Here is a 14,982-nt window from a genome sequence, read left to right on the forward strand (position 1 = left end):
AACCTCTTCCGCCATCTATAGACAATGGTTTCCGTGACGGCGAAATTCCAACGGACTGCTAACGATGACGATCTCAACCAACGATTCATGCGTCGAGCTGAGCGATAGGGATCAGGACTGACGGATGTCTAGGCGCTATCCCAACCTCAACCCAGACAAAGCCCTGATCTGGCGCATCGTCCATCGCGACAACCTGCCTTGGATTATGGACAACGGCCTGCACTGCGGTAATGGCGGGGTGCAGAGCCCAGGCTGGGTGAGCATCGGCAATCCGGAATTGATCGCCAAACGCGCCAATCATCCTGTGCCGCTCGCACCGGGTGGCTTCCTGAACGATTACGTGCCTTTCTACTTCACTCCATTTTCGCCGATGCTGCGCAACATCCATACCGGCTGGGGAGGTATCCAACGACGGTCGAACGAGGAGATTGTGATACTTGTTTCTAGCCTGCATCATGTCGCGGCACGAGGATGGCTTTTCCTGTTCACCGATAGTCACGCTGACTATCAGTTAACAACTTTCCATTCCGATTTGGCCAACCTCTGCAAGATCGACTGGCCATTGCTTCAAGCGCGCGATTTTCGGCGCGATCAGGAGGACCCGGCCAAGTTCGAGCGATATCAGGCGGAAGCACTGGTTCACCGACACTTGCCAATCGATGGCCTGCGCGGCATCGTGGGTTATACGGACGATATGAAGCTGTCCATCGAGCGTCAACTTAAGGCTCGCAACCTCACACTTCCAGTTCATGCCCGCCCCGAGTGGTACTTCTGATGATTACGTTCACGCAAGGCAATCTGCTGCAGGCGCGCGTGGAGGCATTGGTCAACACTGTCAACACCGTCGGCGTGATGGGCAAAGGCATCGCGCTGATGTTCAAGGAGCGCTTCAACGAAAACTTCCTCCGATATGCCGCTGCCTGCAAGGCAAAGCAGGTGCGCACGGGCAAGGTGTTCGTCACCGAAGCCAACGAACTGGACGGGCCACGCTGGATCATCAATTTTCCGACAAAACAGCACTGGCGTGGCGATTCGCGCATCGAATGGATCACCGAAGGGCTGCAGGATCTGCGCCTCTTCCTGATCGAGAACAAGGTCGGATCGATTGCCATCCCGCCACTGGGCGCCGGCAATGGCGGGTTGGACTGGGCTGACGTGCGTCCACTGATCGAAGAGTCGCTGGCCGGTCTGGATACCGACATTTTCGTGTTCGAGCCTACCCTGAAGTATCAAAACGTCGCAAAGCGCTCCGGCGTGGAGACGCTGACTCCAGCACGCGCTTTGATTGCCGAACTGGTACGTCGCTATTGGGTGCTAGGCGTGGAATGCAGCCTGTTGGAAATCCAGAAGCTGGCATGGTTTCTTGAACGCAACATCGAGCGCGCAGGCTTGCCTACGCTGGATTTGCGCTTTGCGCCAAACAAATATGGCCCATATGCCGACCGTCTCCGCCATCTGCTGGACGGGCTGGACGGAAGCTATCTGCACTGTGACAAGCGAATCGGCGACGCTGATCCTATAGATGTCATCTGGTTCGATGACGCTCGCAAAAGCGTTGTCCATGCCTATCTCAAGAGCGAAGCAAAACAGTATGCTCCAGCACTGGAAGCCACTGCCGCCTTGATCGATGGTTTTGAAACCCCTTTTGGCATGGAGTTGCTGGCAACGGTGGACTGGCTAATTGCGCAGGGGGGTGTCTGTCCGCAAGTGGCAGACATGCGCGAGGGCATACGCAACTGGCCCGGTGGCGCTGACGCAGCTGTGCGGAAAGACAGATTGTTCGATGACCGCGCTCTAGGCATCGCGTTGGAACGACTGACATCAAGTGCAAGCGCAGTGACTTGAATCGTCGAAGCTACGCTATTTTTACGGTGCACTTCTACTTGAACTCTCAGCATGCCAGCACACGCGTCGCCGGACTCTTGAAGGCGCGCGCAACAGTCAGTGCCGCTTAACCAGCAAATCCACCTTCATCGAGAAACTGCTGTTCCTCGCCAGTGGTCTCGCGGCCCAGCACTGCATTGCGATGCGGAAAGCGTCCGAAGCGCTGGATGATGCGCCGATGCTCTAGGGCCCAGTGCGTGGTGTCTGCCTCGTCCAGCGCGGTGATCAGCTGCACCGCGCGCGTCTGCTCGTCCAATGTTTCGGCGTGCTCGAACGGCAGATAGAAAAACAACCGCAATTGCGCGGACACCTGCTGATCGAAGCCGCTGGCGACTGCCTGCTTGGCATAGCGCAACGCCAAGCCGTCGGTGGCATACGCGTGCGCGCTGCCACGGAAGGCATTGCGCGGAAATTGATCGAGCAGGATCAGCAGGGCAAGCGCATCTTCGGCACGTTCCATCCAGTGCTCGTATTCGCCGCGTGCTGCGGCGAAATGCTGATCGCCGAAATGCTGACGAAAGTTGGCATCGAATGCATCGTTGTGCGTGAACCAGCGGGCGGACCCGGCCAGCTCCCAGAAAGCCAACACCACATCGGCCTGTTTATTGCGCTCTGATTTGGCAATCATCGACGTTTCCCCTGACAAATGCGCCATAGCATGCACCACCGCATGTGATGAGGCCGCTGGCATGGGCCGCCTAGCACTTGGCAAGCATCGCGCTTCGTGCAAGACCCCTACTCCAGCAACTACCACGCGCTCGCGTCCGGTCCGGTGTTGGTCCAGCACGCTACGGCTCACCGGTACCGGCAGCGGCTTGACGATACCGACGTGTTGCTGCGCGACGGCAAGGTAGCCGCGGTCGGTCGCGCACTCGAAGCGCCAGCGGATGTGCGTCGCATCGACGGCACCGGCAAGTGGGTGACTCCCGGCAGCATCGACGCGCACTCGCATCTGGGCGTGTATCCCGGCCCCGGCGTCAGTGCGCACAGCGATGGCAGCGAGATGACCGCACAGGTAACACAGAAGCATGTGTGCCAAGAGGGCGGCTTCAACTCTTAGAGTGGCTGACAAGCTTTCGCGAGTGAGTGTCAGGCCGTCGCGAGCGATGCAGGAATCGGCCTGCTCGTTTTGCTGCACGCCGATTCCGAACACCGCCCGCACCAGCCTTTCAGCTAAGCGGCAGGTGGGGCGCCATGCTTACTGCGCATCCAGCGTGGCTCTCACCTTTACCCAGCCATTGCCGCGTACCACTTCGAAACCGGCTTCGGCCGCGTGCAGATACATGCTGTTGTCGTAGCGGCCATCCTTGGACCGATTGGTCTGCAACCAGTTGAGGAAAGGCTTGGCATCCACGTTGAGGCTGCCGCTGGTCTTGAGCGTGGCCTGGCCGGCAGTGCCGGTCGGGATGAAGGTGTAGACGTAGTAGCCGGCACCGGAATTGAAGCCTTCCCACAGATCGAAGTTTCGCCCGCTGGCGTTGATCACTTTGCTCGCAGTCAGCGTGCCGATCGGCCAGGAATTGTGGTCGCCCCAGATCATCACTTCCAGCTGCGGGTTGCCCTTGGCCGCATCCCGGCGGAAAAAGATGTCGTAGGCAAAATCGCCGGTCAGGTTGGTGCCGCCTGCGCTATAGCTGAATTTGAGCGGGATCTTGCTCAGCGAGGAAATCTGCCGCGCAAACAGCGTGTCGCTGGTCGGGTTCCAGTCGTAATGCCAGCCACGCACGATCGCCGGATAGCCGTAAAGGTTGTAATCGGCGAAATTGAAGGTGACGGTCAACTCCGGCGTGCTACCAGTGCCGAAGGTGCCCTGGATGATGTTGTCGGGATCATTGAAATTGTTCACCCACGAGTAGTGGTTGCCGAAGATCTTGTAAGGCCCGGCCAGCGCCGTCGGTACGGCTGCCACCAGACCGACTGCCAGCGCTGCTTTCCACCAGCGCGATGCGCGCCGCCGTGTGGTGGGCGCCTGCACGCCGATCTGAATGAGGTTGCTGGATTGGCTGGTGTGCATATTGACTCTCCGTATGGTTCAGCGCGGCGGCACCGGTGCGGTGCCGTCGAGATCCGCTTTGCAGCGGTCGCGTTGGACCCTAGCAGGGGCATTGCGACGGGAGCTATAGCGATTCCGGCAGGCCTGCCAGCGGTGCGCAATAGCGGGCGCTACCTTGCAAGGGAAGCGTGCGCCAGTCCTCAATTCGCGACCGTTATCGGCGCTTGGCGGCATGTACCATTCAGAAATGCACGGGCGCGAGGCAAGGGGATGGAGCATTGCCACAAGCGTGGGGATGATCGGCGCCGCGCCAGGCAGCGCAGCGGATATCGAACCGGCGCTGCGCGCCTACCGCGACGTCAACCGGGCCGGTGGCCAGGCTCATGGGCTTCGAGCCGTCGGCCGAAACGCTGTTCGGCTTTACCGTGCGCAAGATTCGCGAGGGAGTGATGACGCTCACCATATGCGTGGGCTACGACGGCGAGCTTGCCGAGTTGGATGCCCGGCCCGGCTACACTGCGTTGCAGACGGGGCTCTCACCGACGCTGTACTAACGTGCCGGCGTCATCCACATCCACCAGAGTCTTCGCCCATGCCTGTCAACTATTCGATCAGCCTGCCCGACCCCAAGCTCGCCCGCGGCGGCGACCCGAGCGTGAGCTTCAGCGCCCACGGTGCCGACGCCTTTGCCGAGCAGTTGCAGGCCGCCCTGCGTGATCCGTCCTGGTTCGATCGCTGGCGCCAGTTGCAGGCCAACCCGGACGCAGTCGACCCGAGCCTGGGAGTGACCGATCCGTCGGCCACGGTGACCGGTAAGCAGGGCGACCTGCGTATCGATCTGGTTGCCATCACCAGCATTCCCGGCGAGCTGCTCAAGCAGCGCATGCAGGTGCTGGCCGGACATCATTGGGAATTGCGCGACGTGCGCTGAATACTGCACCCTGCACCCAGTCCCACGCATTCCAACCACGCACTCAACCAAGATCAACCACGCAATGCGGCAGCGTGCTGCGCAATGTGCTGGCCGATAAAACTGGCGATGAAGTAATAACTGTGGTCATAACCCGGCTGCAGCCGCACAGTGATCGGGTAACCAGCGGCTTTTGCCGCATCTTCGAACAACCAGGTTTTCAGCTGGTTTTCAAGAAATTCGTCAGCGTCGCCCTGATCGATCAACAGTGGCAAACGCTCCTGCGCCTGTGCGATCAGCGCAGTGGCATCGTAGGCTTTCCACGTTGCACGATCCGGCCCCAGATACTGGCCAAACGCTTTCTCACCCCATGGCACCTGGCTGGGCGCGAGAATCGGCGAGAACGCCGAGACGCTGCGATAGCGTCCCGGATTCTTCAAGGCGATGATCAAGGCTCCATGCCCACCCATCGAATGGCCGCTGATCGCCCGCGTACCGGTGGTGGCGAAATGGGCTTCGATCAACGCCGGTAATTCTTTCACCACATAGTCGTACATGCGGTAATGCGCCGCCCATGGCTGTTCGGTGGCGTCCACGTAGAAGCCAGCGCCCTTGCCGATGTCGTTGCCGTCCGCATCGGCCACATCGTCGCCACGCGGGCTGGTGTCGGGCGCAACAAGAATCACGCCATGCTCGGCCGCATACCGCTGCGCACCGGCCTTGTTGATGAAGTTCTGTTCGGTGCAGGTCAGCCCGCTCAGCCAGTACAGCACCGGCAACCGGCCATCGGCCGCTTGCGGCGGCAGATACACACCGACCTGCATGCTGCAGTTCAAGCTCTGCGAGTGATGCCGATAGACGTCTTGCCAGCCGCCGAAGCAGGCGCGGCGTTCGATACGTTCCATGAGATTCCTTCGATATAAACTGCGGCAGGCAATGCATGCCGGCCGTCTTGAAAACTTTCTGCACCTCCACGCGCAACACCGCTGTCTACCGAAGGATGAATCGACACGCTTGTCATGATGCCCCTCCCGGAGGACGGGTACCGCGTGCGCGGGAACGGCCGCGTGCAGAGCCTGGCCGTACGGTCAGAAATGAATCACGGTGCGGATCGACTTGCCTTCGTGCATCAGGTGGAAGGCTTCGTTGATCTCTTCCAGCGGCATCGTGTGGGTGATGAACGGATCGAGATCGATCTCGCCCTTCATCGATTGCTCCACCATGCCCGGCAATTGTGTGCGTCCTTTGACGCCACCAAAGGCCGACCCGCGCCACACCCGGCCGGTCACAAGCTGAAACGGCCGGGTGCTGATTTCCTGGCCTGCACCGGCCACGCCAATGATGACGCTCTCGCCCCAGCCCTTGTGGCAACACTCCAACGCCGAACGCATCACGTTGACGTTGCCGATGCACTCGAAGCTGAAATCCACGCCGCCGTCGGTCAACTCGACGATGACTTCCTGGATCGGTTTGTCGTCATCCTTCGGGTTGATGCAGTCGGTGGCACCCATGCTGCGGGCCAGATCGAACTTGCCCGGGTTGGTGTCGATGGCCAGGATGCGCCCGGCCCTGGCCTGCACCGCGCCCTGGATCACCGCCAAGCCAATGCCGCCCAGGCCGAACACCGCCACGCTATCGCCCGGCTTGACCTTAGCGGTGTTGTGCACGGCGCCAATGCCGGTGGTGACGCCGCAACCGAGCAGGCAGACCTTTTCCAGCGGCGCTGCCGAGTTCACAACGGCCAGCGAAATCTCCGGCACAACGGTGTATTCGCTGAAGGTGCTGCAGCCCATGTAGTGGTAGATCGGCTCGCCGTTGTAAGAGAAGCGCGTGGTGCCATCGGGCATCAACCCCTTGCCCTGGGTAGCACGCACGGCCTGGCACAGATTGGTCTTGCCGGACAGACAGAATTTGCACTTGCGACATTCGGCGGTGTACAGCGGAATCACGTGGTCGCCGACCTTGACGCTGGTCACGCCATCGCCGATTTCTTCGACGATGCCGCCACCCTCATGGCCCAGCACGGACGGGAAAATGCCTTCCGGATCGTCGCCGGACAGCGTAAAAGCATCGGTGTGGCACACGCCAGTGTGGGTGATGCGGACCAGCACTTCGCCAGCCTTGGGCGATGCGACGTCGATCTCGACAATTTCCAGCGGCTTGCCGGGTCCGAACGCGACTGCTGCACGGGATTTCATTTGATGGCGCTCCTGACGATGCGGTTCAAGGACGGGCACGGCATGCGCCGCCGACCCGGTGGGAGTTCATTTGAGGTAGGACCGCACCAGGCCGAGCAACGCCTGCATCCGTTCGGCGCGTTGGGCAGCGGACGCGGCGGCATGCCCGACGTCTTCTCGGATATGCGCCTCAAGCACCTGCGACATCAGCCCATTGACGGCCCCGCGGATCGCGGCGATCTGCTGCAAGACAGGTGCACAGTCTGCGCCCGCCTCCAGTGCACGCTCAAGCGCATCGCACTGCCCGCGCAGGCGACGCACGCGCGATAGCGCTCGCTTTTTCTCCTGCGGCGAATGCAGCATGACGGCTCCGGGCAGATACTGGGGGGCAGTATATGGATTCAGAGCGGCTAACAAAACGTAGCGAGCAGTCGTCAGGTGGGTGCTCACGGCGCGTAGCAACCGGAGTGTACGCGTGGTACATGCCGATTCCGAGCACCGGCCGCGCCCGTCTGGCGGTGAGCGCAGTCGTTTTGTTAACCGCTCTCAAACGGAAAAAGCGATGGGCGAGGTTGCCGGATGCAGCATCGGTTGGTTGTGCAGGGCAATGAGATGCATACGCGTGCAGCGCGTGAGGACAGATCTGGCGAGCGGGTAACCTGCCTCACTGGGAACGGCGACATGCCGGTGTTGGAGATCGCCGAATCAGAGGCCCGGCCCCCGCCGACGACCTTGCTACAGGCGACACCGTACTGCAGTGGCGTTGCGAATCGGGGCAGCGGCTTCAGGGACACCAAGCAACCACTTCTACCCCTCATCCTCATCCATAGGCATGCTTTCCGACACCGGCAGTTCGATCGTGCAGCGCACGCCGTCCGGCCCCAGCACGTAGGTGGTGTCGGCCTGTAACTGATATGGCAGCGCGCGTTCAATCAACTCGCGGCCATAACCCGAGCCTTGCAGGGTGACCCCAGGCGCCGGCATCGACACACCGGTCTCGTTCCATTCGATGCGCAAACGCGTTCCGTTGCTGGTGCGCAGCAGGCACCAACGCACCTGCAGTCGGCCGTTGGGTTGTGCCAACGCGCCGTATTTGTTGGCGTTGGTCGCCAGCTCATGCAAGGCCAGCGCAAAGGTCTGCACGGTGCTGGAGCGCAGACGCACGCCGCTAGGTCCATCCAGCACCACCCGATCGCCGCGACCCTGCGCATCGATCGCGCCCATGGCCGAAAGCTCGACGTGAATCAACTCATCGAACAGGATGCGATCGCCCTCGTTCAAACGCGATAGCAGCCCCTGCACACGTGCCAATGCGTCCAGGCGGTCGTTGTAGATCAACGCCAACTCAGCGATATTTTTGCTGCTGCGTTGAGTGCGATTGAAGACAACGCGTACCACGCCCATCAAGTTGCGCGTGCGATGTTGCAGCTCTGCCAGCAGCACCTGCTGACGATCTTCCCATTGCCGGCGCCGGGTAACGTTCTGTCCGATCTTGAGATAGCCCAGCGGCTCGTCGCTGCCGTCGCGCAGCGGCCGTGTTGCGCCTTCGATAAACACGCGGCGGCCGCCCTTGCATTGATGCCAGCGGATATTCGGTGCAACCCCGGTGTAGCGCGCTTGTTCAAGCTCGCGTTGCGGTACTCCCGTCAGGCGGTCTTCGGCAACAAATGTCATCGCCACGTCCTGACCCACTGCTTCTTCGGCGGTCCAGCCGAACACCGCTTCGGCACCCGGCGGCCAGGTCTGGATGCGCCCTGTCGTGTCGGTGGTGAAGATCGCGTAGTCGAGCGCGCTTTCCAGAATCAGGTGATGGCGCTCTTCGCTGTCGAGCAGCGCGCTCTGTGCACGTGCCCGTTCCACCGAGACCCAGGTGCGTTCGGCGGTTTCTTCGACCAGCCGGATCTCCCCGGCAGTCCAATCGCGCGCGGTGCGCTGATTGACGGCAAAGGTGGCAGCCAACTGTCCTTGCCTGATCAGCGGCACCACGATCAGCGCGCCGATCTCGTTGCCAAGATAGGTCGCACGCTGGTCGTCTGGCAGCTCCAGATCAGTGGCAGTGTCGCGTACCACCCAGGTGCGTGCGTCGATCAACCAGGGCATCGGCCAGTCGGACAGCGCAACGCGGCGCGCGTGACTGGTTTCGCCGGGTTGATGCCAGTCGCGCTCGACCACGTATTGTTTTGCGTTGTCATCCACTTCCACGTAATAGGCGCGACCGGCATTCAAATGCTCGCCCAGCACACGCGCGGCCTTGCCCTGGATCGCTAACGGGTCGGCCAGCGGCCGTAACGCGTCGGAGAGTTTCAACAGGAACGCATTGCGATTTTGCACTTCGTGCAGTGCCGCTTCGGCCAATTTGCGATCGGTGACATCAAGTACGAACTCGAAACCGGTACCGTCGGGCAACAGCTTTGAAGCAAATAGCGCCCAGCGTTGTCTTCCGTCCTTGCACAGATACTCACGTTCGTACGGTGTGGTGCCGCCCTTGGTCTTGAGTTCGTTGAAAGCGTGCGCAGACAATGCGCTCGATGCGGGTGGGGTCAGTTTCTGCCAGGTCAACGCGCCTGCTTCGACATCCGCGCGGCTGTAGCCGGTCATCTTCAGGAACGCATCGTTGGCATCGGTCATGCGACCGTCCATATCGAAGTAGGTTGCGCCCACGGTTTCGATGGTCAGCGCCGTGCGGAAACGCTCTTCGCTGGCACGCAGCTGTTCTTCGGCATGTTTTCTGTCGGTGATATCGCGAAAGTAAACCGACATGCCGCCATCGCTGGTGGGATAGATGCTGATGTCGGCCCAATGCCCGCGTACCGGCGATGCCGCATCCACGCGTACCATCTGCCGCGTCTGCGCTGCCTGCAGATGCGCCTGATGCACCGCAGAGCCCAGCGTGTCGGGAAATTCATCCCACAGCACCTTGCCAAGCAAGTCTTTGCGCGGACGCGCCCACAGCGCTTCGGCCTGACGATTGATGTAGGTAAAACGCCACTGCGCATCCACACCGTAGAACGCATCGGAAATACTTTCCAGAATCTCGCGGTTACGCTCGGCCAGCCGCCACAGCTCAGATTGCACGCGCCGTTGTTCGGTCACCTCCTGCACGACAGTCAGCCCGCCGATTACCTTGTCGCCATCGCGTAACGCAACAGCGGTGACCCGCTGCCAGCGCTCTGTCTCGCCGTCGATATGAAGAAAATCCATCGACAAGCTCACGTCTTCGCCCCGCAACGCGCGCGCGCCGGGGAAGTCCCGTTGCGCTACCGGCCGACCCTGCTGATCGAAACCTTTCCACCGCCCGCCATGCACTTGGTCGTGCGAAGGAATGCGCTCGCCGAGCTGATCTTGCAGCTGCGGATTTTTATAGGTGAAGCGACCCTCCAGATCGAACAAGCCCACCCCAAGGGGAACCTGATCGAGCACGTATGCCAGCCGCGACTCGCTGTTGCGCAGGCGCTCTTCGGCCTGTCTGCTTGCGGTGATGTCGACCGCCGTGCCCGACCATTCGGTAATGCGGCCATCTGCATCCAGCGCCGGCACCGCATCGGTCGCAATCCAGGCGATGGTGCCGTCTGCGCGGCGCACGCGATGCTCGAACACAATCGCGCTTTTGCTGTGGATGCCTGCGTCGATATTACGCTGCACCAGGCTTCGATCCTCTTCAGGGATGTAATCCATGATCCAGGAGCGATTTGGGCTGACCGTATCGGCCAGAAACCCATTTCCGGTCAGCGTGTGCATTTCGCCCCAGTCCGGGCTCATCCGATAATGCACTTCGGAACTCGACAACGACAGCGCCGCAAGCCGCGATTCGCTCGTGCGCAACGCACACTCGGCGCGTTGGCGCTCGACATAGTCGGCAGCTGTCCATGCCAGCAGTTCCAGCAGCCTCAGCGCGTGCTCCGCTGGCCGATGCGGCACGGTGAACTGGGTCCCCAGCAATCCCAACAAGACACCGGCACGATTGAACAGCGGAGTGAACTGAGCAGCGCAAATACCACTGCACAGCGCCGCCTCGTCATCCGGCGTGCCCTTGAGCGGGATAAAGTTGTCGACATCTTCGATCACCAACTGGCGCCGTTCGCGGCGCACGGTATCGCAAATCGCTTGAAATTGGTCCTCCAAGAACTGCTGCACGAACGGACTGCGTTCGTCGTGCCCGCGATACACCCGCAACTCCATGCCGCAGCTGTGCTCATCGACCAGCTGCAGGCAGCCGCGCTCGGTGCGCGCAAACGCGCAGGCAAGCGCGGTGATTTCCTCCAGCGCGACACGCGCATCGACCTGCGCCGCCAGCTTTACCTGTAGCGCATGCAGCCGGCGCATGCCGTCCAATTCCTCGCGCAATGTGGCGGCGTTCGCCAGGCGTTCGCCAGGCGTATTCTTCATTTTGACCGGGTCTTTCCTGCGCAGACCATTGTCGATATCTCGCAATGAGTGAGCGACAACAGTGCGTGATAGGTAGCGAAGAGGTTGTCAGCAGCGTGCTCGACACAGGCGTCAACAGCGGTGGCGGCTTCAACTCTGGATCGCAACCTGAGGTTATGCGCAACCCTAATAGACATTGCATGTTGCCTCTGGCGGTACGGCAGCAACGCTATCCGGCGCGCTAAACGTAGCGAGCAATGGCCATGAGATACAAACCGCGCGCAGCAACCGCAGCGGTCGGATAGAGCATGCGGTAGTACGCAGCAACCACTCCGGCGTGGCGTAAGCGTAGCCGGTCCGACAGACGCCCTTACTCGCGCTGGCCAGCCACCCAGGTAGCCAGCACTCGGATATCGGCATCCACCAGCACCAGATCGGCTTGATAGCCGGGTGCAATGCGACCGAGACGCTCACCCAGGCCGATGCATTGCGCAGGATACGTGGACGCCATGCGCGCGGCTTCGGCCAGATCAACACCCAGCCACTGCACGCTATTGCGTACGGCAGTGGCCATGTCCAATGCGGAACCGGCAAGTGCGCCGTCGGCATTGCGCACTACTCCGTCGACAGCAGTGATCGTCTCTGCGTAGAGATCGAAGCTGGGGCTGTCTGCGCCGACCATCGGCATGGCGTCGGTCACCAGCAGCAGCTTGCCCCGCGGCTTGGCTGCCAACGCCACACGCAGGCTGGCCGGATGCACGTGCACGCCGTCGACAATGATGCCGCACCACACGTTGGGATCTTCCAGCGCGGCGCCCACAGCATTGGGCTCACGCCCGGCCAGTTGCGACATTGCGTTGTACAGATGGGTAAAGCCGCTGACGCCGGCAGCAATACCATCTTGCGCCTGCTCATACGTGGCGGCAGTGTGGCCGGCAAACACAATCGCGCCGCCAGCAACGAAGGCGCGAATATCGTCTAGCGGCACGCGCTCCGGCGCGAGGGTGATCAAGGTAACGCCATTATCCAGCGAGGTATCGACCGCAATCTCGTGCGCGTCCGGCAAACGGAACTTGTGCGCGTCGTGCGTGCCCTTGCGGGCGGGGCTCAGATACGGGCCTTCCAGATGGATGCCGAGGACGCCGGGCACGCCTTGTGCGATGGCCTGGCGCGTGGCGGCGATGGCTTCAGCCATCACCTCGGCGGTGTCGCTGATCAGTGTGGGCAACAGGCCGGTGGTGCCGAAGCGGCGATGCGCGGCAGCGATCGTGGCCAATGTCTGTGGGTGGCGTGCGTTATTGAACAACACGCCGCCACCGCCATTGACCTGGATGTCGATAAAGCCTGGCAACAAGGTGGCGCCGCCCAGATCCAGGCGTGCGTGCGCCTGCGCAACGCGTGCATCCTCGGCCGGCACGATCGCCTGGATCTGCCTTCCAGCCAGCAGCACGACCAAACCATCCTGCACGCCATCGTCGGTGAGCACGCGTGCATTGCACAACGCTTGAATCGGGGAAGCATCCATGTTCAAACCGTTTCCGTCACCTTGTTCAAATGCGGTGGCAAATCGGGATTATTGCCACGCTGCAGTGCCAATGCATTGATCGCGCGATAGAAGCTTTGCACGGTCAACAGCGGTGCGATGGCCGGATGTGCGGCATCGGCAAGCGGCAGATCGCCATCGGGCGCAGCCAGCCATACCTGCGCGCCACGGGCGCGGAATTCGGCAGCGAGTGAGCGTGTGCCGGCGCCGGTTTCGTCGGGCTGCGCAAACACCAGCACCGGGAAGCCAGGCCCCACAAGCGCCATCGGGCCGTGTTTGACCTCGGCCGAACTGTAGGCTTCGGCATGCAGGCCGCAGGTTTCCTTGAATTTCAATGCCGCTTCCTGCGCAGCGCCCAAGCCCAAACCGCGACCGAGCACGAACAGATTGTGCGCCGGCACCAGACCTGCGGTGAGGGCGGACCAATCCGCCTGCCAGGCGTTGCGCAACTGCTGCGGCAACGCATCGACCGCAGCGAGCAATGCCGGGTCGTTCTTCCACACTGCGCCCAAGTGCAATACAGCAGCCAGCGAGGCGAGATAGCTCTTGGTGGCGGCGACGCTTTTTTCCGGGCCCGCGCCCAGCGGGATCACCACCTCGGCCAGTTGCGCCAGCGGCGAATCTTCCACGTTGACCAGTGCGACCACGCGCGCGCCGGCAGCTTTCGCGGCTTCGGCATTGCGCAACAGGTCCGGGCTCTTGCCCGATTGCGAAATCACAATGTACAGCGCACCACGCAGCTGCAGCGGCGATGCGTAGACCGAGCCCACCGACGGCGATGCCGACGCGGTGACGATGCCGAGCTGGGTTTCGAACAGATACTTGGCGTACGTAGCTGCATGATCGGAACTGCCGCGCGCGCAGGTCACCACGAACGGGGGCGGCGTATCGCGCAGCGACTGCGCAAGCGCAGCGATGGTGTCTGCGTTGCGCGCGAACTGGGCAGCGACCACGTCGGCGGTCTGCGCCGCTTCGCGGAACATCAAGGTCTCGGTTTCGGTGGGAAGGCTCATCGTGCTCAGGTGGATTCGGGGGGAAGGGATTGGACGGCCGGCGGTTGCGCCGGTGCAGTGGAACCGCGCACCACCAACTGCGGCACGAAACCGCGGTTCTGCAACTGTGCGGGCTGATCGTCGTAGGCATCGCTGCGCAGCTGGCTGATCAGCAAACGCGCGGCATGCCGTGCGATGTCTTCGGTGGCCTGCTTGGCGGTGGTCAATGCAGGCCACGACTGCCGCGAAAACGGGCTGTCTTCGAAACCGGCAATCGACAACTGATACGGCACGTTCATGCCGGTGGATTTGGCCGCGGCCAATACGCCTGCGGCGATTTCATCGTTACTGCCGAAGATGGCGGTGGGCGGTTCGCGCAACGACAACAAGCGGCGCGCGCCACGGAACCCATCGTCGAAGGTGTAATCGCCGGGAATCACCAGATGCTTGTTCAGGGCGATGCCATAATCCTTCAGCGCAGCTTCGTAGCCGGCGTAACGCTCGGCGCTGGAGCGATGCTGCGGGCCGCCCCACAAAAAGCCGATGCGTTGGTGGCCAAGCTGGATCAGATGCTCGGTGATCTCGTACGCCGCGTCGCGGTCGTCGATATACACGCACGGGCCATCGCCGGGATCGTCGGTGGCCGCGATGATGCGCACGCTCTTGATGCCGCGCGCGGCCAGGCCCGCCAATAATTGCGGACGCTCGGACATCGGCGCGGTCAGCACCACGCCGGCCAGACGCGAGCGCTGCACCCACTCGGCGAGCTCTTCGGCCAGCAATGGCGAGGTGGAATCGCAGGGATGAATCTGCAGGCCAAAGCCGGTTTCGCGGCATGCGGCCAGCACGCCGTTCTGTATGCCGATGATGTGATACGGATTGGGGTTGTCGTACACCAGACCGATCACGAACGGCGTGCCGCTGCGCAGATTGCGCGCGGACGGATCGGGCTCGTAGTCGAGATCGGCGATCACGCGCAGCACGCGCGCGCGCGTGGCCTGCATCACCGATGGCTCGTTGTTGATCACGCGCGACACGGTCTTCAGCGAGACCTTTGCGCGCTCGGCGACGTCTTTGATGGTGGGCCTGCGCATGGGTGCACCTTGTTCGTCGGAACG

At 61.8% G+C, this 14,982-nt stretch carries 12 protein-coding genes, 1 other RNA gene and 2 pseudogenes; 5 read left to right on the top strand and 10 right to left on the bottom strand.

Annotated elements, in window-relative coordinates; genetic code table 11:
* Nucleotides 1-124 precede the first annotated feature (124 nt).
* Nucleotides 125-775 (top strand): type II toxin-antitoxin system toxin DNA ADP-ribosyl transferase DarT, encoded by a 651-nt coding sequence (darT, locus tag J5I97_RS16250; RefSeq protein WP_208587619.1) that lies wholly within the window; start codon nucleotides 125-127, stop codon nucleotides 773-775.
* A gap of 38 nt (nucleotides 776-813) precedes the next feature.
* On the top strand, nucleotides 814-1,845 hold the full coding sequence (gene darG, locus J5I97_RS16255) for a type II toxin-antitoxin system antitoxin DNA ADP-ribosyl glycohydrolase DarG (RefSeq protein ID WP_238135557.1): 1,032 nt from the start codon (nucleotides 814-816) through the stop codon (nucleotides 1,843-1,845).
* 106 nt (nucleotides 1,846-1,951) lie between these two features.
* Here darG and J5I97_RS16260 read toward each other — a convergent pair whose 3' ends face one another.
* Nucleotides 1,952-2,512 (bottom strand): DUF924 family protein, encoded by a 561-nt coding sequence (locus J5I97_RS16260; RefSeq protein ID WP_208587621.1) that lies wholly within the window; start codon nucleotides 2,510-2,512, stop codon nucleotides 1,952-1,954.
* Nucleotides 2,513-2,575: 63 nt separating this feature from the next.
* Here J5I97_RS16260 and J5I97_RS16265 point away from each other — a divergent pair.
* Nucleotides 2,576-2,905, top strand: a pseudogene (locus J5I97_RS16265) (amidohydrolase); the annotation flags it as partial.
* 177 nt (nucleotides 2,906-3,082) lie between these two features.
* On the opposite strand, the gene J5I97_RS16270 reads toward J5I97_RS16265, so the two are convergent.
* Entirely contained in the window at nucleotides 3,083-3,898 is an 816-nt protein-coding gene (locus tag J5I97_RS16270) for a GH12 family glycosyl hydrolase domain-containing protein (RefSeq protein ID WP_208587622.1), read from the bottom strand.
* Between the two features lie 265 nt (nucleotides 3,899-4,163).
* On the opposite strand from J5I97_RS16270, the pseudogene J5I97_RS16275 reads away from it, so the two are divergent.
* Nucleotides 4,164-4,404: pseudogene (locus J5I97_RS16275) on the top strand (DegV family protein); the annotation flags it as partial.
* Between the two features lie 65 nt (nucleotides 4,405-4,469).
* On the top strand, nucleotides 4,470-4,808 hold the full coding sequence (locus J5I97_RS16280) for a hypothetical protein (RefSeq protein WP_208587623.1): 339 nt from the start codon (nucleotides 4,470-4,472) through the stop codon (nucleotides 4,806-4,808).
* A 53-nt stretch (nucleotides 4,809-4,861) separates the two neighbouring features.
* Here J5I97_RS16280 and fghA read toward each other — a convergent pair whose 3' ends face one another.
* From fghA to J5I97_RS16320, 8 genes are all read right to left on the bottom strand, one after another.
* Nucleotides 4,862-5,692, bottom strand: a complete 831-nt coding sequence (gene fghA / locus J5I97_RS16285; RefSeq protein WP_208587624.1) for an S-formylglutathione hydrolase — start codon at nucleotides 5,690-5,692, stop codon at nucleotides 4,862-4,864.
* 183 nt (nucleotides 5,693-5,875) lie between these two features.
* Complete coding sequence (locus J5I97_RS16290) at nucleotides 5,876-6,985, bottom strand: S-(hydroxymethyl)glutathione dehydrogenase/class III alcohol dehydrogenase (protein WP_208587625.1); 1,110 nt, start codon at nucleotides 6,983-6,985, stop codon at nucleotides 5,876-5,878.
* 66 nt (nucleotides 6,986-7,051) lie between these two features.
* Nucleotides 7,052-7,327 (bottom strand): metal/formaldehyde-sensitive transcriptional repressor, encoded by a 276-nt coding sequence (locus tag J5I97_RS16295; RefSeq protein ID WP_208587626.1) that lies wholly within the window; start codon nucleotides 7,325-7,327, stop codon nucleotides 7,052-7,054.
* A gap of 45 nt (nucleotides 7,328-7,372) precedes the next feature.
* Nucleotides 7,373-7,448, bottom strand: a non-coding RNA gene (locus J5I97_RS16300) — sX9 sRNA.
* Between the two features lie 323 nt (nucleotides 7,449-7,771).
* Nucleotides 7,772-11,350, bottom strand: coding sequence for a PAS domain S-box protein (locus J5I97_RS16305; protein ID WP_208587628.1), 3,579 nt, complete (start codon nucleotides 11,348-11,350; stop codon nucleotides 7,772-7,774).
* Between the two features lie 349 nt (nucleotides 11,351-11,699).
* Nucleotides 11,700-12,854, bottom strand: coding sequence for an N-acetylglucosamine-6-phosphate deacetylase (gene nagA, locus J5I97_RS16310; RefSeq protein ID WP_208587629.1), 1,155 nt, complete (start codon nucleotides 12,852-12,854; stop codon nucleotides 11,700-11,702).
* A 2-nt stretch (nucleotides 12,855-12,856) separates the two neighbouring features.
* Nucleotides 12,857-13,885, bottom strand: coding sequence for an SIS domain-containing protein (locus tag J5I97_RS16315; protein ID WP_002804798.1), 1,029 nt, complete (start codon nucleotides 13,883-13,885; stop codon nucleotides 12,857-12,859).
* A gap of 5 nt (nucleotides 13,886-13,890) precedes the next feature.
* Nucleotides 13,891-14,958 carry a LacI family DNA-binding transcriptional regulator gene (locus J5I97_RS16320; RefSeq protein WP_208587631.1) on the bottom strand — a complete coding sequence of 356 codons (1,068 nt, stop codon included), beginning with the start codon at nucleotides 14,956-14,958 and terminating at the stop codon, nucleotides 13,891-13,893.
* Nucleotides 14,959-14,982 lie beyond the last annotated feature (24 nt).

Source organism: Xanthomonas fragariae (genome assembly GCF_017603965.1).
Classification (GTDB): domain Bacteria; phylum Pseudomonadota; class Gammaproteobacteria; order Xanthomonadales; family Xanthomonadaceae; genus Xanthomonas; species Xanthomonas fragariae_A.